The sequence below is a fragment of the Streptomyces sp. NTD91 genome, assembly GCF_059510455.1.
Genome location: NZ_JCAJZW010000039.1, coordinates 1 through 19,915 on the forward strand (window position 1 = coordinate 1; position 19,915 = coordinate 19,915).

Below are 19,915 nucleotides of genomic sequence, written 5' to 3' on the forward strand. Positions count from 1 at the left end.
GGCGTCGTCCGCCCGGAGGGCGGGGTCCGCGGCGTCTGGTGCGGTGCATCGCAAGGCGGAGGGTCGTCCTCGTACCGGGCGTACGTGCACGATCCCGACAACGCGGCGAGGTGCCGTGCCAGGCGTCGCGGACCAGACGGGACTTTCGAAACACGCCCTAGGCCCCTGCCAGCACCCCGGTGTAGTACACGGTCCCCGCGCACTCGCCCGCCACCGTCGTCGTGGCCGAGGGGGAACCCCCTTGCGCCGTGTGGGTGATCTGAACGCTGCCGTCTGCCGTGCCGTCCTCGGTCATCAGCTGGGCCGTGGTGCCCGCCGTGCCGGCGGCGGCCGGGCCGCCGGTGGCGCCGGCCTCCTGGCTCGGGCTCGGGTCCGGTGTGGCGCCGCCGGTGTCCGAGCCGCCGGGGGTGGCGGTGCCGCCGCCGGTCGTGGGGCAGGTCTCGGACGGTACGAAGGCGAACTTCTCCTCGTAGGCCGCACCCGGCTGCAGGACCAGCCCGGGGACCTCCACGGAGGGGTCGGGCAGGCCGGTCGCCGCATCCCCCGCCACGTGCCGGACCGCACTGATCTTGGCCGGGTCGGCCGCGCCCACCGCGGTCGGGGTGAGGGTGCCCGCACCGGCGACGGTGCAGGCGGTCGAGGAGACGTTGACGACGCGGAACGTGCCGTAGACAACGCCCGCGGAGTCGGGTGCGTCGGCGGTGCCGGTGGCGGAGCCCAGCTGGGCCGTCGTACACAGCGGGACGCCGCTGGAGGAGAGGGTGGAGGACGGGTCGGCGCCGGCGGTGGTGCCGCCGCTGCCGCTGTCGCGGCCCTTCACGCCGGACTTGCCGGGGTCCTTGCCGGGGTTGACGCCCGTGCTGCCGCTGTCCTTCCTGCCGCCCGTGTCGCCGCTCCTGCCCTTGCCCTGTCCGGTGCCGCCCTGGGCCTGGGAGGACTGGCCGGCCATGGCGGTGTTGGGGTCGGTGCCGCCGGAGTCGGACACGTGCACGAGAGCGGGGATCGCGGTGCCGATGAACAGGGCCGCGGCGGCCATACCGACGGCGGCCTGCCGCTTGCGGGCCCGCCGCGCGGGTACGGCCCGGCGCAGATGCTCCAGCGTGCCGGTGCGCGGCTCGAGGTCGTCGACCGCGGAGTGCAGCAGCCGCCGCAGTGCCAGTTCGTCGTCCGCGAGCCCCCCCAGCTCCTGGTCGCGCCCTTCGGGGCCCTTGTCGTCGGGGCCGTGGTTCACAGTTCCGTTCCCAGCGTGCGATTGCATGTGCTCTTGCTCATCCCGGTCCGTCGGCTCGTGCCAGGCGAAGGGCTCGTGACGTTCGTGGGAATGGCGTTCGTCGGAATCGCCCCCCTGGACGCGCGCGCTCATGACGGTGTCCCCATGGCCACCCGCAGCGCGGCGATCCCCCGCGAGCCGTACGCCTTCACCGAACCGAGCGAGATCCCGAGGGTCTCGGCGACCTGTGCCTCGGTCATGTCCGCGAAGTACCGCAGCACGAGGACCTCGCGCTGGCGGCGCTGGAGACCCTTCATCGCCTTGATGAGGTCACGGCGCTCCAGCTGGTCGTAGGCGCCCTCCTCCGCGCTCGCCATGTCCGGCATCGGTTTGGACAGCAGCTTCAGGCCGAGGATGCGGCGGCGCAGCGTCGACCGGGAGAGGTTGACGACGGTCTGCCGCAGGTAGGCGAGGGTCTTCTCGGGGTCGCGGACACGCTTGCGGGCCGAGTGCACCCGGATGAAGGCCTCCTGGACGACGTCCTCGCAGGAGGCGGTGTCGTCGAGGAGCAGCGCGGCGAGGCCGAGCAGGGAGCGGTAGTGCGCCCGGTAGGTCTCGGTGAGATGGTCGACGGTCGTACCGGCGACCGCGGTGGCCGGGGCCGCCGCGGTCTCGTCGGAACCGTCACGCTGACTGGGTATGCGGGCGGGCCGCGCTGCGGGCATGGGCGCGATCACCGGCATGCCGCCGGACGTGCGGGGCCGGAACGCCGCACGGGGCGGCCGGAGGGCCGCCGTGCCGCGGGCCGCGCTGAGTTCGAGTACCTCTGCCACGCCTGTTGGACACGTTTACCCCCGAGAGGGTTGTACGTGCCGGACGTCACATGTGCGACAACCGGCGGTGCCTCAAGTGCCCTCATGCGTCCCGCTCTTCCCCTATGTGTGATGTTGGGCCCGGTGTCCCCACACCCAGCCCTCATGGCGTCCCCACGCCCGAAGAGTGACCGCAAAGACGCTCCCCGTCCGCCGCACGGTTGCGGGGACGGGGAGAGAAATCCTCTGTTGCCCTGAGCAATGATTCAAGTGGTTTGGACCATGCTCCTGGCCACACTTCTTACACAGATCCTATAAAGCTCTTTCCCGATCGCGGTACGCGACGGTCGGCACACGGCGGTGTCGGGGCGGCTCTCAGTGGTCGGTCCACTCGGCCGCGACCAGCTCGGCGATCTGCGCGGTGTTCAGCGCGGCGCCCTTGCGCAGGTTGTCCCCGCACACGAAGAGCTCCAGCGCGGTCGGGTCGTCCAGGGCCCGCCGGACCCGGCCCACCCAGGTCGGGTCCGTGCCGACGACGTCCGCGGGGGTGGGGAACTCGCCGGCGGCCGGGTCGTCGCACAGCACCACTCCGGGCGCGGTCGCGAGGATCTCCCGGGCACCGTCGACCGTGACCTCGCCCTGGAAACGGGCATGGACGGTGAGCGAGTGCGTGGTGATCACGGGCACCCGGACGCAGGTCACGGCGACCGGCAGGTGCGGCAGCCCGAGGATCTTGCGGGACTCGTCGCGGACCTTCATCTCCTCCGACGACCAGCCGTCCTCCCGCAGCGACCCGGCCCACGGGACGACGTTCAGCACGACCGGCTCCGGGAACGGCCCGGTGTCGTCCCCGACGACCCGCCGTACGTCGCCGGGCTTGGTGCCCAGCTCGGTGCCGGCCACCAGGGACAGCTGGGCGCGCAGCGTGTCCACACCGGCCCGCCCGGCCCCGCTCACCGCCTGGTACGACGACACCACCAGCTCGCGCAGCCCGAACTCGGCGTGCAGCGCGCCCAGGGCGACGATCATCGTCAGCGTCGTGCAGTTGGGGTTGGCCACGATCCCGCGCGGGCGGGTCCGTACGGTGTGCGGGTTGACCTCGGGCACCACCAGCGGCACCTCGGGGTCGAGCCGGAAGGCGGCGGAGTTGTCGACGACGACCGCGCCGCGCGCGGCGGCGATCGGCGCCCAGTGCGCGGCGACCTCGTCGGGGACGTCGAACAGGGCGATGTCGACCCCGTCGAAGGCCTCCTCGCTCAGGGCCGCCACCTCCACCTCCTCGCCGCGCACGGCCAGCTTGCGGCCGGCCGAGCGCGGGGAGGCGAGCAGACGGATCTCGCCCCAGACGTCCGCGCGCTGGGACAGGATCTGGAGCATGACCGCGCCGACGGCTCCGGTCGCTCCCACGACCGCGAGCGTCGGCTTGCCGGTCATCGGCCGGTGCCTCCGTACACCACGGCCTCGTCCGAGTCGGAGTCGAGCCCGAAGGTGGTGTGCACGGCGCGGACGGCCTCCGGCACGTCGTCCTTGCGGGTGACGACCGAGATACGGATCTCGGAGGTCGAGATCAGCTCGATGTTCACGCCCGCGTCGGACAGGGCCTCGAAGAAGGAGGCGGTGACGCCCGGATTGGTCTTCATACCGGCGCCGACCAGCGAGATCTTGCCGATCTGGTCGTCGTAGCGCAGGGAGTCGAAGCCGATGCCCGGCTTGTTGCGCTCCAGCGCGTCGATGGCCTTGCGGCCCTCGGTCTTCGGCAGCGTGAAGGAGATGTCCGTCAGGCCCGTGGAGGCGGCGGACACGTTCTGCACCACCATGTCGATGTTGATCTCGGCATCGGCGATGGCCCGGAAGATCGCGGCGGCCTCACCCGGCTTGTCCGGCACGCCGACGACCGTGATCTTGGCCTCGGAGGTGTCGTGCGCGACACCGGAGATGATGGCCTGCTCCACCTTCATGTCCCCAATCGGCTCACTGCTGACCCACGTGCCCTGCAGCCCACTGAAGCTGGAGCGGACATGGATCGGGATGTTGTAGCGGCGGGCGTACTCCACACAGCGGTGGAGCAGCACCTTGGAGCCGGAGGCCGCGAGCTCCAGCATGTCCTCGAAGGAGATCCAGTCGATCTTCTTCGCCTTCTTCACCACGCGCGGGTCGGCGGTGAACACGCCGTCGACGTCGGTGTAGATCTCGCAGACCTCGGCGTCGAGCGCGGCGGCGAGCGCCACGGCCGTCGTGTCGGACCCACCGCGGCCCAGCGTGGTGATGTCCTTCTTGTCCTGGCTGACGCCCTGGAACCCCGCGACGATCGCGATGTTCCCCTTGTCGAGCGACTCGCGGATCCGCCCGGGGGTGACGTCGATGATCCGGGCTTTGTTGTGGACCGAGTCGGTGATGACGCCGGCCTGGCTGCCGGTGAAGGACTGGGCCTCGTGACCCAGGTTTTTGATCGCCATGGCCAGCAGGGCCATGGAGATCCGCTCTCCGGCGGTCAGCAGCATGTCGAACTCACGCCCGGCAGGCATCGGAGAAACCTGCTCGGCGAGATCGATCAGCTCGTCCGTCGTGTCGCCCATCGCGGAAACGACGACGACAACCTGGTTGCCGTTCTTCTTCGCTTCCACGATCCGCTTGGCGACGCGCTTGATGCCTTCGGCATCGGCTACGGAGGAGCCTCCGTACTTCTGCACGACAAGGCCCACGTGCGCTCCTCGCTCGGTTCGTTTGTGTCGGCTCAGTCTAACGAGCGCCCGAATTCCACCACCCTGCTCCCGCATGGTGAGACATCCGGCACTCGCATCCGGCACCTGCCCAGCCCTCGACGCACCACTCGGAAAAGTGCCCCGGCTCACAGCGCCGATGTGTACATTTCAACCACTGGGGGTGGATGCATGACCGAGATCCTGCTGGCGGCGACCGTCCTGCTCGGCGGATGCGTCCAATGGCTGACCGGCATGGGCTTCGCCCTGGTCGCCGTACCGGCACTGGTGCTGCTGCTCGGCCCCGCCGACGGTGTGGTGCTCGCCAACTGCGCCGCCGGGGCGATCAGCGTGGCCGGGCTCGCGGGCGGCTGGCGCCGCGTCCGCCCGGCGGCGATGGTCCCGCTGTGCGCGGCGGCGGCCTGCACGGTGCCCGTGGGCGCCTGGACGACCCGGCAACTCCCGCGCCCGGTCCTGCTGTTGCTGATGGGCTCCCTGGTGACGGCGGCTGTCCTGCTGGTGATGCGCGGCGCCCGGGTCCCGGCCCTGCGCGGCGGCGGGGGCGCGGTGACGGCGGGCGCGCTGGGCGGCTTCATGAACGCGGCGGCGGGCGTGGGCGGCCCTCCGGTGTCCCTGTACGCCCTCAACGCGGGCTGGACGGTACGGGAGTTCGTCCCCAACGCCCAGTTCTACGGCGTCGCGGTCAACGTGTTCTCGATCGCCGCGAACGGCCTGCCCCGGCTGTCGGGCGCGCAGTGGACGGTCGCCTGCGCCGCGATGGCGGCCGGCGCGCTCATCGGCAGCGCCGTCGCCGGCCGCGTCCCGGAACACCGGGCCCGCCAGTTGGTCCTGCTGCTGGCCCTGGCGGGCGGCGGCACGGCGATGGGGAAGGGGCTGTGGGGAACGGCGACGGGATGAGACAACGGTGACCACCTGCCGAGCGGAGACCTTTTCGCGCCCCCGATCACGACGCGCGCCGGCGCGAACACTCACGGCCACCGTACGCCGAGGGACCCCGGGTCCCGTTGTTCGTCCGGGAATGAGTGCCGTCCCAGTCCCGCGGCGCCCTCGTGGCATGCGCCTTGCGGCTCACCGCAGCCCCGCCGTGCGGCGCAGGGCCTCGACGCCTCCGTGCCGATGACCTCGCCGCCACAGCCCACTCACGATCTCCTGCGGTTCTCGATGCCCCGGCCTCGCCGCGCCACGCGTCCGTGCTCCACGAACTCACGTGCCCTGGACGGAAACTCACCCTCGAAGCACTGCTGCCGAGGCAGCGGCGCGCACGCCGGCCTCGCGCCGTGCGGACCGAGGGGCGGTGGGCCGACGCCGTCGCGCGCATCGCCCGGACGGCCGCCCGCGTCGACGCCGTGGCGCTGCCCTCGGTCAGTTCCCCGGCCGGATCCCCAGTGGTTCGCCGATCTCCTCTGCCATCACGCGGCCCGCTTCGAACTCCAGGGTCTCGTCGCCCATGACGGAGTGGTCGGTGTCGAGGCCGTCGAGTTCTTCCAGGGGCTGGTTGAGGCGGACATGGATGAGGACCGACTGCAGGGCCCGCAGGACGGCGGAGGCCGTGGCGCCCCAGTTGGAGAAGTAGGAGAACTGCCACCACCACAGCGCCTCCGTGGTGCGGCCCGCGCGGTAGTGGGCCATGCCGTGACGCAGGTCGGCGATGACGTCGGAGAGGTCGTCCGAGATCCGGGCCGGGACGGGCGCCTTGCGGGGCTCGTACGGGTCGAAGACCTCGGAGTAGACGTCGACCGGCTCCAGCAGGCGGGCCAGGTTCTCGCGGAGTTCGTCCACGTCGGCGTCCGGGCCCGCGTCGGGCTCGTAGCGCTCCTCGGGGACGAAGTCCTCGTGCGCGCCCAGGCGGCCACCGGCCAGCAGCAGCTGGGAGACCTCCAGGAGGAGGAAGGGGACGGTCGAGCCGGGCTCGTCGCCCCTCGCCACCTCCATGACGGCCACCAGGAAGCTTTCGATCTGGTCCGCGACCTGGACCGCGAAATCGTCCGGGTTCTGGCCGGTCGCGTGCAGCGTGGCGTCAGACATCTAGGAGTCGTCTCCCCTCGAAGGCGCGGCCGAGGGTGACCTCGTCCGCGTATTCCAGGTCGCCACCCACCGGGAGGCCGCTGGCCAGGCGGGTGACCTTCAGGCCCATGGGCTTGATCATGCGGGCGAGGTACGTCGCTGTCGCCTCGCCCTCCAGATTCGGGTCCGTGGCAAGGATCAGTTCCGTGACCGTCCCGTCGGCCAACCGCGCGAGAAGTTCTCGTATACGCAGGTCGTCGGGCCCCACGCCCTCGATCGGGCTGATCGCGCCGCCGAGCACGTGGTAGCGGCCACGGAACTCACGGGTGCGCTCGACGGCGACCACGTCCTTGGGTTCCTCGACCACGCAGATGACCGAGGGGTCGCGGCGCGGGTCACGGCAGATGTTGCACAGCTCCTCCTGCGCCACATTGCCGCAGGTCGCACAGAAGCGGACCTTCGCCTTGACCTCCAGGAGCGCCTGTGCGAGCCGCTTCACGTCCGCCGGCTCGGCCTGCAGGATGTGGAAGGCGATCCGCTGCGCGCTCTTGGGACCGACGCCGGGCAGCCGCCCCAGCTCGTCGATGAGGTCCTGGACCACGCCTTCGTACAACGGACTGACCTTCCTTGAGACCTTTCGGTACGTACGCTAGTTGCCCCGGGCTCAGAACGGCAGACCGGGGATGCCCGTGCCGCCGCCGAGGCCCTGGGCCAGCGGGCCGAGCTTCTGCTGCTGCAGGATCTGGGCGTTCTCGTTCGCCGCCTGTACGGCGGCCACGATCAGGTCGGCGAGGGTCTCGGTGTCCTCGGGATCGACCGCCTTCGGGTCGATCTTCAGCGCGCGCAGCTCGCCGGCACCGGTCACGGTGGCCTTCACCAGGCCGCCGCCCGCCTGCCCGTCGACCTCCGTGTTCGCCAGTTCCTCCTGCGCCTGCTGGAGATCCTGCTGCATCTTCTGGGCCTGCTGGAGCAACTGCTGCATGTTGGGCTGGCCACCACCGGGAAACACGATCAGCTCCTCTACGTTTTCTCCGCTGAGCATGAGCCTACGTGGTCCCCGCCGTGGTCGCCCCGCCACTCTTTCGGGTGACAAGTACGGCAGTCCTATACCTGATCAAGGCACCCTTCCGGGCGGAAAAGCGAGGAAAGCGTCCTCTCCGCCACCCATTGGGCGGTAGGAAGGACGCCGCACGCCGTCATGGAATGTCACAGAACGTGACCAGTCGTGATCCGTCGTGATCAGTCCAGTCGTGATCAGTAGGGAGTGCCCGGTGGGTCAGCCGGAGATGCAGCCCGAGGGCCCGCCTCAGGACGGGTGGGGCGAGGGTGCGGCCAGACCGCGGCCGGGCGATCTGACCGGGCGGGCCTTCCCGCTCGGCGACTGGGGCGAGCCCGCCGAACGGCTGGACGAGCTGTACCGATGGGTGGAGCGCGGGGCGCTGGAGACGGCGTCCTGGTATCTGCGGGACCGGGTGTGGAAGCGGCGCGGTGCCCAACTGCTGCGCGCGGGCGCGGCGGTCGGCGCGGTCGCCGGGGCCGGTCTGCCCCTGCTGGACCTCACCGGGGCGACGCGGGGGGTGGCCCCCTGGGGCTGCCTCGCCCTGCTCATCGCGGTGGCGTTCGTGGGCGTCGACCGTTGTTTCGGGCTCACCTCCGGCTGGATGCGGGACGTGGCGACGGCGCAGGCGGTGCACCGGCGGCTGCAGGCGCTGCAGTTCGACTGGGCGTCCGAGAGCGTCCGGGAGGTGCTGGGGCCGGCGGAGGGTACGGCGAGCGAGGCGGCGGAGCGCTGTCTGGGGGTTTTGCGGCGGTTCACGGAGGACGTCACGGAGCTGATCCGCACCGAGACGACCGACTGGATGGTCGAGTTCCGCACCGGTTCCGCGCCCCTGGGCCTGCAAGCGGCGGTGGGGTACGTACCACGCCAGGAGGCGGGCGGCGCGGTCGGCCGCTTCCCGGTCCCGCCGACGAACGGCGCCCGCCCGAACATGCCCCGTCAGCGGCCCCCGGAGCCGCGGTAGGCCCGCCCCGGCCGCCTCACTGCTTGGTGTACGTCAGGCTCTCCCCGCCGCCCGCCTGGGCCCGCTTCAGCCGGCCGTCCGGCAGCAGGGTGACCTCGGTGGCCTGGCCCGGTGTGCAGGAGGACGCGGGCTCACCGCTGGTGACGGTGGACGGCCCGATCTCCAACGGGCCGTCCGCACTGGGCTGTTGCGCGAGCCTGGCCTCGAAGACGCAGTGGTACGAGCCGCCGCCGTCCGTGGGTCCGTCCGCGACCAGCGTCAGCACGCTGTCGCCCACCTGGCCCTGACGGATGGTCAGTTGGCGGGTGTTGTTCCCGTCGGCGTTGCCGATGCTGGTCTCCCAGGTGCCCAAGTAGGCGTCCGGGACCGCCCCGTCGGAGGAGGCGGAGCCGGAGGCGGACGGCGTCGGCGTGGCCGGACCGGACGCCTCCGGACTCCCGTCGCCCGCCGTGGAACCGGCGGTGGGGGCGGTGCTCACCTTCCCGCCGCCCTTGTCGTCGCTCCCGCCGCCGCTCCTCATCAACGTGTACACCGCGCCACCCGCGCCCAGCGCCACCACCAGGGCGACCACGACGAGCAGCGCGGTGGACCGCCCACTGCGCCGCTCCGGCTCCTGCCCCGTGCCGAACGGCGACGGCCCGTACGGCGGCGTGGACCCCAGCCCGCCGCCGTACGGACCGTACGACTGCTGCGGGTACCCGTAGGCGGGCCCGGACGGGGAAGGGGGCTGGGGCCGGGCGTACGGCTGAGGGTGCTGCTGCGCGTACCCGTACGCCCCCGGCGCCGCGAACCCCGGAACGGTCGGCGGCGCCCCCGGCGGCGGCGCCTGCCCCGACACCACGGTCGGCAGATGAGCCGCCCCGCTCCCCCCGTCGAAAAGAGCGGCATGCTCGGGCGAGACCCCACCGCCACGCTGCGCCGCGGAACCCTCGGCACCGACCGACGGCGACCCCGCACCGCCGGCACCCCCCGCACCCGCCGACGGCGAGCCCGCCCCACCGGGGCCACCCGCAGCCGACGACGGTGCTCGCACGGTCGGCGCGGACGGGAACCCCGACCCGGCCGCATCCGAATCCGAAGGTGAACCCGCCCCCGACGGCGCACCGGACCCGTCCCCCTCCGGATCCTCCACCTCCAGCAACTGCACCGCATGCCGCCCGAGTTGAGCGACCAGCGCCCCCGGCAGCCAGGGATCCCGGGACCGCCCCCCGGTCACCGTGTCCTCCGCCCCGGTCCGCTCCAGAATCGCGTCCAGCGAAGGCCGGCTCGCCGGCTCCTTGCGCAGGCACTCCCGCACGAGGTCGGCGATCCCCTCCGGCACCCCCTCCAGATCCGGCTCCTCCTGGGCGATCCGGAACATCAGCGCGTGCACTCCGCTGCTGGCGTTCCCGAACGGCAGCGCCCCGGTCGCCGCGTACGCCAGCACGGACCCGAGGCAGAAGACGTCGCAGGCCGGTGTGATCCGGTCCCCCCGCACCTGCTCGGGTGCCATGAACCCCGGCGACCCGACCAGTGACCCGGTCCGGGTCAGCCCCTCCCCGCCCAGCGAGGTCGTCTCCAGCGCCCGCGCGATCCCGAAGTCGATGACGCGCGGGCCGTCGATCGTCACGAGCACGTTCGACGGCTTCAGATCCCGGTGCACGATCCCCGCCGCGTGGATGTCTTTCAGCGCGTGCGCGAGCCCGGCCGCGAGGATCCGTACGGACCGCTCCGGCAGCGCTCCGTGATCGTGCCCGACCACCTGCTGCAGGCTCGGCCCGGCCACATACCCGGTGGCCACCCACGGCACCGCCGCCTCGGTGTCCGCGTCCAGCACGGGCGCGGTCCAGTACCCGCCGACCCGCCGCGCGGCCTGCACCTCCTGGCGGAACCGCGCTCGGAACTCCTCCTGGGCGGCGAGCTCCTCGCGGACCAGTTTCACCGCGACCGTACGGCCCCGGTCCGACCGGGCCAGGTACACGTGACCCATGCCGCCCGCACCCAGCCGCGCCAGCAGGCGGTACCCTCCGATCCTCAGTGGATCCCCCGGCCCCAGCTTCTCCATGCCCGCCCCGCCTTCCCCCCCGGCACTTCCCTGCACCTCATACACACGGCGCGTACGACGCAGACGTGTACGACGGATCGAGAATAGTGCGGCCCCACGGGAGAGTCGTGCCGGTCGCCGTCTACGGTTCCGGCGGGAGCGCCGCCGCCCGAGCGGCGCCGAGGGCGGGGGCGGGCTTGCCCAGTTCGTCCAGGACCGCCGACACGCGCTCCAGCAGCCGTACGGCTTCGGCGAGTTCGCGCTCCCCCAGCGCCTCGGCCAGCCGGTCCGCGAAGGCCGCGTGCCCGGGGCCGATGCGGGCGACGGCCGCCCGCCCGTCCTCGGTGGGTGCGAGGAGCTTGGCTCGCCGGTGCGCCGGGTTGGGCCGGTATGCGGCGAGCCCTCCTTCGACCAGCAGATCGGCGATGCGCTGCACGCTCTGCCGGGTGATGCCCATGCTCCGCGCGATGCCCGCCACCGGCAGCGGCTCGGCCAGCACCGCGCCGAGCACCTGCCACCGGGCGGCGGTGAGCCCGGTCGGGCGGGCCAGTTCCTCGGCCACGGCCAGGAACTGGCCGTTGAGGCGGAAGACACCGATGGCGCTTCGGCTGAACAGCTCCTGCCGCTCCCTGCTCACGCGGCGCCGGCCTTCTGCAGCACGAAGTACGCCTCCGCGTCGGAGTCGTGGAACAGCCGGTACCAGGCGTCCAGTACCTCGCCCTCGTACACCCCGAGCAGCCGCAGCACCTCGCGGGCGAAGGCGACGGGTTCGGTGGGGCCGGCGGTGATCAGGCCCCCGTCGGTCACAGCGTCCGCCTCGACGTACCGGCCGCCGCCCGCGTACCCGGTGGCGGCCAGGTAGAAGGGGGCGGCGCCGGTGTGGGCGCGGGTGTCGAGCAGGCCCTCGCGGGCCAGGCCGGCGGTGGCTCCGCAGATCGCGGCGACGGGCACACCGGCGTCGAGGAAAGCGCGGGCGGTGCGGGCGAAGGGGGCGAGGTCGTCGCCCTCCGCCGCGGCGGCGGCCGATGTCCGGGTCCACAGGTCGGCGCCCGGCAGGATCAGCAGGGAACTGTCCTCGGGGCGCAGTTCGTCGAGCGCGAGGTCGGGCCGGACGCGCAGGCCGCCGATGCTGACGACCGGCGCCCGGCTCGGGCCGACGGTCAGCACCCTGTACCCGGCGCGGGCCAGGTGGGCGGTCGTGTGCCCCGTCTCCCAGTCGGCGAGGCCGTCGTAGACGGCGAGGTGAACGGTCCGGGAGGCATCAGTCATGACAGCAGTCATGACAGCATGCTGTCTTTTCGTCAGCATGCTGTCAATAACCGTTCGGCCCTGCCCGGACGAGCCCCGTCCCGGCCTGGACAACCTGTCGCGGATTGCGCCCGTCCGCAGAACAGGACGCCGATATCCCTTCCGTGCCGCGGACATCTACCCTCGGCCGCATGACCCCTCAGCCCAACCCCGACGCCGGCGCCGCAGTGAAGGCGGCGGACCGCGCGCACGTCTTCCACTCCTGGTCCGCCCAGGACCTCATCGACCCGCTCGCCGTCGCCGGCGCGGAGGGGTCGTACTTCTGGGACTACGACGGCAAGCGGTACCTGGACTTCACCAGCGGGCTCGTCTACACGAACATCGGCTATCAGCACCCGAAGGTCGTCGCGGCCATCCAGGAGCAGGCGGCGCGGATGACCACGTTCGCGCCCGCCTTCGCGATCGAGGCGCGCTCGGAGGCGGCGCGGCTGATCGCCGAGCGGACCCCGGGCGACCTGGACAAGATCTTCTTCACCAACGGCGGCGCGGACGCCGTCGAGCACGCGGTGCGCATGGCCCGGCTGCACACGGGCCGCCCGAAGGTGCTCTCGGCGTACCGCTCGTACCACGGCGGCACCCAGCAGGCGGTCAACATCACCGGTGACCCGCGCCGCTGGGCCAGTGACAGCGCCACGAACGGGGTCGTCCACTTCTGGGCGCCGTTCCTGTACCGCTCCCGCTTCTACGCCGGGACCGAGGAGCAGGAGAGCGCACGCGCCCTGGAGCACCTGGAGACGACCATCGCCTTCGAGGGGCCGGGGACGGTGGCGGCGATCATCCTGGAGACCATTCCGGGCACGGCCGGGATCATGGTCCCGCCGCCCGGCTATCTGGCCGGGGTCCGCGAGATCTGCGACCGCCACGGCATCGTGTTCATCCTGGACGAGGTCATGGCCGGCTTCGGGCGCACCGGTGAGTGGTTCGCCGCCGACCTCTTCGGTGTCGTGCCCGACCTGATGACCTTCGCCAAGGGTGTGAACTCGGGTTACGTGCCCCTCGGCGGTGTCGCCGTCTCACAGGAGATCGCCGCGACCTTCGGCAAGCGGCCCTACCCCGGTGGTCTGACCTACTCCGGGCACCCGCTGGCCTGCGCCGCCGCCGTCGCCACGATCAACGCGATGGCGCAGGAGGGCGTCGTGGAGAACGCCAGGCGCCTCGGCGAGACCGTCCTCGCGCCCGCCCTGGCCGAGCTGGCCGAGCGGCACCGCAGCGTCGGCGAGGTGCGCGGCGTCGGCATGTTCTGGGCGCTGGAGCTGGTGCGGAACCGCGAGACCCGCGAGCCGCTGGTGCCGTACAACGCCACCGGGGAGGCGAACGCCCCCATGGCCGCCTTCACGGCCGCCGCCAGGCAGCACGGCATCTGGCCCTTCGTGAACATGAACCGCACCCACGTGGTCCCGCCGTGCAATGCCACGGAGGCCGAGCTGAAGGAGGGCCTGGCCGCCCTGGACGCCGCGCTGAGCGTGGCCGACGAGTACACGGCGTAGCCGGAAGACGGCTGCCGCCGGGGCGATCCGAACGCGTAAGGTGACGTGCTCGTAAGCATAGATACTCGCGTGGACGGCGAGTACGGACGAGCACGTCACCCGACGCGTGAGGAGAGGCCCCCCATGCCCGGCACCGGCGCCGTGACCCGCAGCACCCTGCGGCAGCAGATCGCGGACGCGCTCCGTGACGAGGTGCTGGCCGGACGGCTGCGGCCGGGCCGGGCGTTCACGGTCAAGGAGATCGCCGAGCAGTACGGCGTCTCCGCCACCCCCGTGCGCGAGGCGCTGGTCGACCTGTCCGCGCAGGGCATCCTGGAGGCCGACCAGCACCGCGGTTTCCGGGTGCCGGAGTACTCCGTCACCGACTACCGGAACATGATCCAGGCCCGCAGCCTGGTCACCGACGGCATGTTCCAGGCCCTCAGTCGCGGCCACCCCGCCTTCCGCACCCCGCCCGGGGACTCGCGTACGACGGCCGCACTGACCACCGTGCGGCGCCGCGGCGAGGAGGCCGCGCGAGCCGCCGCGGCCGGTGACCTGACCATCCTCATCGGCTACGACCTGCGTTTCTGGCGCGAGCTGAGCGCGCTCTTCGGCAACCCCTACCTCGGTGACTTCCTCGACCGCCTGCGCGTGCAGTCCTGGGTCTGCGCGGTGCAGCACCTGCTGCGCCTGCCCGACCTGCGCGGCCGGCTCTGGTCCGGGCACACGCGGCTGGTCGACGCGCTGGCCCGGCGCGAGGCCGACACCGCGCGCGCGATCGTCGCCGAGTCCAACGCCCATTCGCTGGCGCTGCTGGAAGACCTGACCAGCGGGTAGATGACCAGTACCCTTCCCTGACCACGTCCGTGCTGGACCCTTCTGTGTGCGAGGAGCCCTCTTTGGCCTGTGACCTGTGGCTGGTACCGCTCGTGGACGTGTTGTGCCACACCCCCGACAACCCGTTCGCCGAGGAACTCGCGCAGTACGACAAGGCCCTGGCTCAGGCGGGGCTGCCGCCGGTGCCGGTGTACCAGTACATGCCGGGCCTGTCCGGCGAGGTCGCGCCGGTGGCGGGTTTCGACTACGACGCCCTGCACTTCCTGCGCCGGGCGTATCTGCTCCAGGTCTGCGGGCTGCCGGTGACGCCGGTGGACGAACTGGGTGGCGACTACGAGCAGTTGCTGGAGATGTTCGAGTCCACGGCGCAGCAGTCCCATCTGGTGTGGCACTACGACCACGCGGGCGCGTACGTGCCGGTCGACTTCCCGCACCCGCTGTCCAACGACGAACTCCTCGCGGGCGGCGGACCGTTGGGCAGCTCGCAGTCCCTGCTGCGGGAGCTGGAGTACGTGGCCGCGGCCATCGGCATCGACCCGGCCAACCCTCCGGCGGCGCCGGCGCCACCGACGGCCCCCACGGAACTGGAGGAACCTGCGGTCCCCGCGCCGTACGACCCCAGCCCATTCGCGCGGGAACGACATGTGTGGCTGGGCCTGCACGCGGCGGCGACCCGCTCCCTGGCCCAGGGCTCGATGATCGTCTTCAGCTGACCGCCGGGCCGGTGTGATTTCACCCACCTGTTCTTGCCGTGGGGGAAATGCCCCCCCTACGTTCGATGGCATGTCCCCCCACGGCCCCACCTTCGACTTCGGCGTCGACCTGAGCGCACACGAGATGCTCCGGCGCACCCACGTCATGGCCGCCCTCGGCCCCGACTGGGACCCGGCGGCGGCGCTGCGCGGCGAGGAGGAGGCGCGGGCACTGCTGTACTCCGGCCTGGACGCCGAGCAGCAACGGATCTACGACGAACTGGTGGCAGCCGGCGTGCTCCCGCCATCACCCGGCGATGCTGCCGCTTGACCCGCAGGCCGACACAGGCCGGCGCGCCTGGGTGCCCTGCCCGAACTGCGACGACCGGGCCGCGTGCGGGACCTGCCGGCGGGGAGCCGCCTGCACGGCCCACTGGCGCTACCTGCTGTCCAACACCGGCAGCCTCCTGCACCTCCAGTGCCCCTCGTGCCACCACGTCTGGACCCACGAGAGCAACTTCGGCGCCACCCGCTCGCCCGGCTGACAGGGTCCCGTCCCACCGGGGAGTGCGGCACCGGCCGGGCAGCGGACGCTGTCGCCCTCTGCCCGGCCCGCTCGGTCCGGCGGTGGGTCAGCCGGCCGTCGGCAGCGGCCAGCCGAGCTGCGCGAACAGTCCCAGCCGGTCGCTGACCGCGCGGATCCTTGCGATCCTGCCGTCGCGCAGGGTGAAGATCCAGATCGCCTCGATCTCGAAGGACCGGCCGGTCGGCTCGGGCATCCGCGGGTGGGCCGCGCTGTGCACGCCCCGCTGGGTCACCCGGGCCACCACCCGGTCGCCCTCGCCGATCAGCTCCTCCACCTGGACGGTGAGCGGCGCGAGCGCCTCCGCCTGCCGGCGCAGCCCCTCGAAGGCGGCCCCCGGTTCGTCCGCCTCACCGTGGATGATCTTGTTGTGGTCCACGACGTCCGCCGCCATGTACTGAGGCAGGTCCTCGAGCCGGCCCTCGCTGACCGCCTCGAAGAAGCCCTGGACCACCTTCCTGCCGCCGTCCACCGTGCTCATGCACTCCCCCTCTGTCACGGACACCGTTCTCAGAAGACCGGCGTGCCCGCCTGGGTCAGCTTCCAGTTGATGACGGCGAAGTCGGCCGGGTCGAGGGTCTTCTTCGCGGTCACGTAGTCGATCATCAGCTGGCGGATCTCGTTGGTCGAGCTGTAGGCGATGGGCGCCGCGGCGATGTGGGGGTAACCCGAACCACCGTTCGCCCGGTAGTTGTTCACCGCCACGACGAAGACCTGGTCGTCGGCGACCGGGGCGCCCTCGTAGGTCAGGTTCTTGATCCTCGAACCCTCCGGCTGCGCGATGTCGATCTCGTAGTCGACGCCCGCCGCCGTGTCGTACATGTAGTCCCAGAAGTTGTTGGCGTTGGTGAGGGTCGCGGTGTCGACCTTCGTGCCGGCCGGGACCTGGTGGTAGTACTTCGCCGCGTACTCCAGGTAGTCCTTGAGCTGGGCGCCCGTCAGCTTCTTGCCGTACAGGGTGTTGTCGTAGATGTAGAGGCCGGCGATGTCCTTGATGGTGACGTTGCCCTGGGGGATGTCGGCCGTGCGGGAGAAGGGCGCCGCGACGGAGACCAGCGGGAGCGCGGCGTCCGCAGCCGACAGGCCCGCCTTCACGGTGTCCGTCTGGACCTTGTGGATGAAGTCCATGATGGGGACGTCCTGCCAGCAGGAGTCCGCCGCCGACAGGTCCGCGGTGCACGTGCCGACCGGCGTGTTGACGTACTTGACCACCAGCTCGTGGTCGGCCTCCAGGAGCTTCTTGATCTCCGGGTCCTCGTCCACCGTGTTGGGGTTGAGGGTCTGCGCCGTCTTGCTCGTCACCTTCCACTGCCCGTGGTGGAGTTCGAGTTCGAAGTCGAAGACGCTGAGTCGGTAGCCCCAGCAGTACGGCTCGGAGAGGAGGACCTCCTCGCCGGTCTGCTCGTTCTTCACCGTGTAGGACGGCACCTCGACGTGCGTGTGGCCCACCAGGATCGCGTCGATGCCCGGCACCTGCTCGGCGACCAGGTTCGACGCGTTCTCCACGTACGGCAGTTCGTCGCCGTACGAGGAGGAGCCGTCGAGGCCGGAGTGGTCCGTCAGGAAGACGACGTCACAGCCCAGCGCGCGCAGCCGCGGCACGTACTTCTTCGCCTGCTCCACCAGGCCCGGGAACACCATCTTCCCGCCGACGTTGTCCTTGTCCCACAGCGCGATGCCGGGGTTGGTCAGGCCGAGGATGCCGACCTTGATGTCCGGGGCGCCCGGCACACAGATGCGCTTCACGGTGTACGGCTCGAAGGCCGGGCGCAGGGTCTTCGCGTCGAGGGCGTTGGCGCCCAGCAGCGGGAAGCGGCACTGGCTCTCGAACTTGCGCAGCACCTCGATGCCGTAGTTGAACTCGTGGTTGCCGAGGGCGGCGGCGTCGTAGCGCATGTGGTTCATGGCCACGGCCATCGGGTGCTTGGGGCCCTTCTTGCCGTCGGTGCCCGTGATCGGGTCGACGCGCGCGAAGTAGTAGGCCAGGGAGGTGCCCTGGATGATGTCGCCGGCGTCGACGAGGAGGACGTGGTCCTCGCCCTTGGCCTCGCGCTGCTGCTTGATGAGGGTGGCCACGCGCGCCACGCCCACGGAGTTGCCCGCCTTGTCGGTGTAGGGGGCGTCCTTGTAGTAGTCCCAGTCGAAGACGTGGCTGTGCAGGTCGGTGGTGCCCAGGATGGAGAACGACCAGGTGCGCGGCGCCTTTCCGGGACGGTGACCGGCTTCGGCGGCCTGCGCGGTGCCGGTGCCGACGGTCCCGGCGGCGGCCACCGCCGCACCGGTGACGGCCGACTTCTTCACGAACTCACGGCGGTTCATGGGATGGGCGGGCATGCGGAGCTCCTGGTGCTCGAGAGGCAGGATCGAACGGGCATGGCGGCGGGACTACCCGCGTAGATGCTTGCCGTACGCCATATCCGCGCGAAACCAGGAACGGGTCATGGGCGAGTCAACAAATGGAAATACAAGTGGACTTGAGGGCTCCGCTCAGCCGTCCTGTGCGCGCGACGATCACGGCCATCGCCTCCGACTCGGCCTCGCAGGGAGGACCACCCACCGCCCGCAGGTTGATCGCCACCGGCGACGCGCTCAGGAGGGCTCGGCCCGAGGGGAGCACGCGCGGTCGCCGACGTGGTGGTGGCCATGGCCGGTTACGGCGACGGACACGGCGGTCGCATGTTCGGCGCTCGGCCTTGATGGAGGTGGGACGGCCGGTCGTGCCGAGTGCACCGGCCGTCCCGTCGGAGCCGCATGAGCCAGGCGCTGTCAGAGGAACGAGTTGATCTCGATCGTCTCGTCCCGGCCCGGGCCCACGCCGATCGCGGAGATCGGGGCGCCGGACATCTCCTCCAGCGCCTTCACGTAGTTCTGGGCGTTCTTGGGCAGGTCGGAGAAGGACTTCGCCTTGGTGATGTCCTCGGACCAGCCGGGCAGGGTCTCGTAGACCGGCTTCGCGTGGTGGAAGTCGGTCTGGGAGTAGGGCAGTTCCTCGACGCGCTTGCCGTCGATCTCGTATGCCACGCAGACCGGGATCTGCTCCCAGCCGGTCAGGACGTCCAGCTTGGTGAGGAAGAAGTCGGTCAGGCCGTTCACGCGGGTTGCGTAGCGGGCGATGACCGCGTCGAACCAGCCGCAGCGACGGTCGCGGCCCGTCGTCACACCTCGCTCGCCGCCGATCCGGCGCAGCGCCTCGCCGTCCGCGTCGAACAGCTCGGTCGGGAAGGGGCCGGCGCCGACACGGGTCGTGTAGGCCTTGAGGATGCCGATGACCCGGCTGATCTTCGTGGGGCCCACGCCGGCGCCGGTGCAGGCGCCGCCCGCCGTGGGGTTGCTGGACGTGACGAAGGGATAGGTGCCGTGGTCGATGTCCAGCAGCGTGCCCTGGCCGCCCTCGAAGAGCACGACCTTGTCCTGCTCCAGCGCCTGGTTGAGGATCAGGACGGTGTCGGCGACGTACGGCTCGATCTGCTCGGCGTAGCCCAGCAGCTCCTCGACCACCTGGTCGGCGGTGATGGCGCGCCGGTTGTACAGCTTGGTGAGGATCTGGTTCTTGACGTCGAGGGCCGCCTCGACCTTCTGCTGCAGGATCGACTCGTCGTAGAGATCCTGGACCCGGATGCCCACGCGGTTGATCTTGTCCGCGTAGGTCGGCCCGATGCCGCGACCGGTGGTCCCGATCTTGCGCTTTCCGAGGAAGCGCTCCGTGACCTTGTCGACGGTCACGTTGTACGGCGTGATGATGTGCGCGTTACCGCTGATCAGGAGCTTGGACGTGTCGACGCCACGCTCGTTCAGACCGCTCAGCTCGGAGAGCAGGACCGACGGGTCGACGACGACGCCGTTTCCGATGACCGGCGTACAACCGGGGGACAGGATTCCGGAAGGGAGCAGGTGCAGGGCGTACTTCTGGTCGCCGACGACGACCGTGTGGCCGGCGTTGTTGCCGCCCTGGTATCGCACTACATAGTCCACCGAGCCACCGAGCAGGTCGGTCGCCTTTCCCTTGCCTTCGTCACCCCACTGAGCACCGAGCAGCACAAGTGCGGGCACGCGCGTACACCCCTTCCGGGCGGGGCATGTCCAAGGTCGGGGGCGTGGGCGTAAGGTACACCGCCGCGTGCCACAGCGACCGCCGTTGGTCGCCAACCGTCGGACCGGATGCCCCGGAATAGACGAAGCCCCTGGCGCAATAGCGCAAGGGGCTCTTGCACAAAGATGCTACCCGAGGAAGCGAGG

At 71.2% G+C, this 19,915-nt stretch carries 20 protein-coding genes; 7 read left to right on the forward strand and 13 right to left on the reverse strand.

Annotation, left to right across the window (positions count from 1 at the left end; translation table 11 throughout):
* Positions 1-157: 157 nt before the first annotated feature.
* From AC5WRT_RS30040 to AC5WRT_RS30055, 4 genes are all read right to left on the reverse strand, one after another.
* Positions 158-1,231: a hypothetical protein gene (locus AC5WRT_RS30040; protein ID WP_496096648.1), complete on the reverse strand. Its 1,074-nt coding sequence runs from the start codon at positions 1,229-1,231 to the stop codon at positions 158-160.
* A 128-nt stretch (positions 1,232-1,359) separates the two neighbouring features.
* Positions 1,360-2,043: a SigE family RNA polymerase sigma factor gene (locus AC5WRT_RS30045; protein WP_496096649.1), complete on the reverse strand. Its 684-nt coding sequence runs from the start codon at positions 2,041-2,043 to the stop codon at positions 1,360-1,362.
* A gap of 354 nt (positions 2,044-2,397) precedes the next feature.
* Entirely contained in the window at positions 2,398-3,456 is a 1,059-nt protein-coding gene (locus tag AC5WRT_RS30050) for an aspartate-semialdehyde dehydrogenase (protein WP_496096650.1), read from the reverse strand.
* A complete protein-coding gene (locus AC5WRT_RS30055; RefSeq protein ID WP_496096651.1) occupies positions 3,453-4,724 on the reverse strand; it encodes an aspartate kinase in 1,272 nt (423 codons plus the stop codon). The genes AC5WRT_RS30050 and AC5WRT_RS30055 overlap by 4 nt, the downstream gene beginning before the upstream one ends.
* Before the next feature lie 189 nt (positions 4,725-4,913).
* Here AC5WRT_RS30055 and AC5WRT_RS30060 point away from each other — a divergent pair, with 189 nt between their 5' ends.
* Complete coding sequence (locus AC5WRT_RS30060; protein WP_496096652.1) at positions 4,914-5,639, forward strand: TSUP family transporter; 726 nt, start codon at positions 4,914-4,916, stop codon at positions 5,637-5,639.
* Between the two features lie 465 nt (positions 5,640-6,104).
* Here the strand turns inward: AC5WRT_RS30060 and AC5WRT_RS30065 are convergent, their stop codons facing one another.
* Genes AC5WRT_RS30065 through AC5WRT_RS30075 form a run of 3 tightly spaced genes read right to left on the reverse strand, consistent with a single transcriptional unit; the run spans position 6,105 to position 7,755 of the window.
* A complete protein-coding gene (locus AC5WRT_RS30065; RefSeq protein ID WP_496096653.1) occupies positions 6,105-6,767 on the reverse strand; it encodes a DUF5063 domain-containing protein in 663 nt (220 codons plus the stop codon).
* A complete protein-coding gene (recR, locus tag AC5WRT_RS30070) occupies positions 6,760-7,359 on the reverse strand; it encodes a recombination mediator RecR (protein WP_451554035.1) in 600 nt (199 codons plus the stop codon). Before recR ends, AC5WRT_RS30065 begins: the two co-directional genes overlap by 8 nt.
* Before the next feature lie 51 nt (positions 7,360-7,410).
* Positions 7,411-7,755, reverse strand: coding sequence for a YbaB/EbfC family nucleoid-associated protein (locus tag AC5WRT_RS30075; RefSeq protein ID WP_496096714.1), 345 nt, complete (start codon positions 7,753-7,755; stop codon positions 7,411-7,413).
* 262 nt (positions 7,756-8,017) lie between these two features.
* Between AC5WRT_RS30075 and AC5WRT_RS30080 the strand changes: the two genes are divergently transcribed.
* The gene (locus AC5WRT_RS30080) at positions 8,018-8,767 is read left to right on the forward strand and encodes an SLATT domain-containing protein (RefSeq protein ID WP_496096654.1); all 750 of its coding nucleotides are present in this window, start codon (positions 8,018-8,020) and stop codon (positions 8,765-8,767) included.
* Between the two features lie 16 nt (positions 8,768-8,783).
* Here the strand turns inward: AC5WRT_RS30080 and AC5WRT_RS30085 are convergent, their stop codons facing one another.
* The 3 genes from AC5WRT_RS30085 to AC5WRT_RS30095 form a co-directional block, all read right to left on the reverse strand.
* Positions 8,784-10,811 (reverse strand): serine/threonine-protein kinase, encoded by a 2,028-nt coding sequence (locus tag AC5WRT_RS30085; protein ID WP_496096655.1) that lies wholly within the window; start codon positions 10,809-10,811, stop codon positions 8,784-8,786.
* Between the two features lie 121 nt (positions 10,812-10,932).
* Positions 10,933-11,427, reverse strand: a complete 495-nt coding sequence (locus tag AC5WRT_RS30090; protein WP_496096656.1) for a MarR family winged helix-turn-helix transcriptional regulator — start codon at positions 11,425-11,427, stop codon at positions 10,933-10,935.
* Positions 11,424-12,059 (reverse strand): DJ-1/PfpI family protein, encoded by a 636-nt coding sequence (locus tag AC5WRT_RS30095; protein ID WP_496096715.1) that lies wholly within the window; start codon positions 12,057-12,059, stop codon positions 11,424-11,426. The genes AC5WRT_RS30090 and AC5WRT_RS30095 overlap by 4 nt, the downstream gene beginning before the upstream one ends.
* Positions 12,060-12,229: 170 nt before the next feature.
* Between AC5WRT_RS30095 and AC5WRT_RS30100 the strand changes: the two genes are divergently transcribed.
* From AC5WRT_RS30100 to AC5WRT_RS30120, 5 genes are all read left to right on the forward strand, one after another.
* Positions 12,230-13,585: an aspartate aminotransferase family protein gene (locus AC5WRT_RS30100; protein WP_496096657.1), complete on the forward strand. Its 1,356-nt coding sequence runs from the start codon at positions 12,230-12,232 to the stop codon at positions 13,583-13,585.
* Between the two features lie 123 nt (positions 13,586-13,708).
* Positions 13,709-14,404 (forward strand): GntR family transcriptional regulator, encoded by a 696-nt coding sequence (locus AC5WRT_RS30105; RefSeq protein ID WP_496096658.1) that lies wholly within the window; start codon positions 13,709-13,711, stop codon positions 14,402-14,404.
* Positions 14,405-14,466: 62 nt separating this feature from the next.
* On the forward strand, positions 14,467-15,117 hold the full coding sequence (locus AC5WRT_RS30110; RefSeq protein ID WP_496096659.1) for a putative DNA-mimic protein: 651 nt from the start codon (positions 14,467-14,469) through the stop codon (positions 15,115-15,117).
* A 70-nt stretch (positions 15,118-15,187) separates the two neighbouring features.
* Positions 15,188-15,427 (forward strand): DUF6400 family protein, encoded by a 240-nt coding sequence (locus tag AC5WRT_RS30115; RefSeq protein ID WP_496096660.1) that lies wholly within the window; start codon positions 15,188-15,190, stop codon positions 15,425-15,427.
* A complete protein-coding gene (locus tag AC5WRT_RS30120) occupies positions 15,414-15,641 on the forward strand; it encodes a hypothetical protein (protein WP_496096661.1) in 228 nt (75 codons plus the stop codon). Before AC5WRT_RS30115 ends, AC5WRT_RS30120 begins: the two co-directional genes overlap by 14 nt.
* Positions 15,642-15,728: 87 nt before the next feature.
* On the opposite strand, the gene AC5WRT_RS30125 is transcribed toward AC5WRT_RS30120, so the two are convergent.
* From AC5WRT_RS30125 to AC5WRT_RS30135, 3 genes are all read right to left on the reverse strand, one after another.
* Positions 15,729-16,160: an ester cyclase gene (locus AC5WRT_RS30125; protein ID WP_496096662.1), complete on the reverse strand. Its 432-nt coding sequence runs from the start codon at positions 16,158-16,160 to the stop codon at positions 15,729-15,731.
* Positions 16,161-16,189: 29 nt separating this feature from the next.
* On the reverse strand, positions 16,190-18,013 hold the full coding sequence (locus tag AC5WRT_RS30130) for a bifunctional metallophosphatase/5'-nucleotidase (RefSeq protein WP_496096663.1): 1,824 nt from the start codon (positions 18,011-18,013) through the stop codon (positions 16,190-16,192).
* A gap of 432 nt (positions 18,014-18,445) precedes the next feature.
* Positions 18,446-19,729, reverse strand: a complete 1,284-nt coding sequence (locus AC5WRT_RS30135) for an adenylosuccinate synthase (protein WP_496096664.1) — start codon at positions 19,727-19,729, stop codon at positions 18,446-18,448.
* Positions 19,730-19,915: the final 186 nt, after the last annotated feature.

Coding starts and splice junctions, on each gene's coding strand:
- AC5WRT_RS30050 (WP_496096650.1), bottom strand. CDS start 3,456: ATGACCGGCAAGCCGACGCTCGCGGTCGTGGGAGCGACCGGAGCCGTC.
- AC5WRT_RS30060 (WP_496096652.1), top strand. CDS start 4,914: ATGACCGAGATCCTGCTGGCGGCGACCGTCCTGCTCGGCGGATGCGTC.
- AC5WRT_RS30065 (WP_496096653.1), bottom strand. CDS start 6,767: ATGTCTGACGCCACGCTGCACGCGACCGGCCAGAACCCGGACGATTTC.
- AC5WRT_RS30085 (WP_496096655.1), bottom strand. CDS start 10,811: ATGGAGAAGCTGGGGCCGGGGGATCCACTGAGGATCGGAGGGTACCGC.
- AC5WRT_RS30095 (WP_496096715.1), bottom strand. CDS start 12,059: ATGACTGATGCCTCCCGGACCGTTCACCTCGCCGTCTACGACGGCCTC.
- AC5WRT_RS30100 (WP_496096657.1), top strand. CDS start 12,230: ATGACCCCTCAGCCCAACCCCGACGCCGGCGCCGCAGTGAAGGCGGCG.
- AC5WRT_RS30105 (WP_496096658.1), top strand. CDS start 13,709: ATGCCCGGCACCGGCGCCGTGACCCGCAGCACCCTGCGGCAGCAGATC.
- AC5WRT_RS30115 (WP_496096660.1), top strand. CDS start 15,188: ATGTCCCCCCACGGCCCCACCTTCGACTTCGGCGTCGACCTGAGCGCA.
- AC5WRT_RS30120 (WP_496096661.1), top strand. CDS start 15,414: ATGCTGCCGCTTGACCCGCAGGCCGACACAGGCCGGCGCGCCTGGGTG.
- AC5WRT_RS30125 (WP_496096662.1), bottom strand. CDS start 16,160: ATGAGCACGGTGGACGGCGGCAGGAAGGTGGTCCAGGGCTTCTTCGAG.
- AC5WRT_RS30130 (WP_496096663.1), bottom strand. CDS start 18,013: ATGCCCGCCCATCCCATGAACCGCCGTGAGTTCGTGAAGAAGTCGGCC.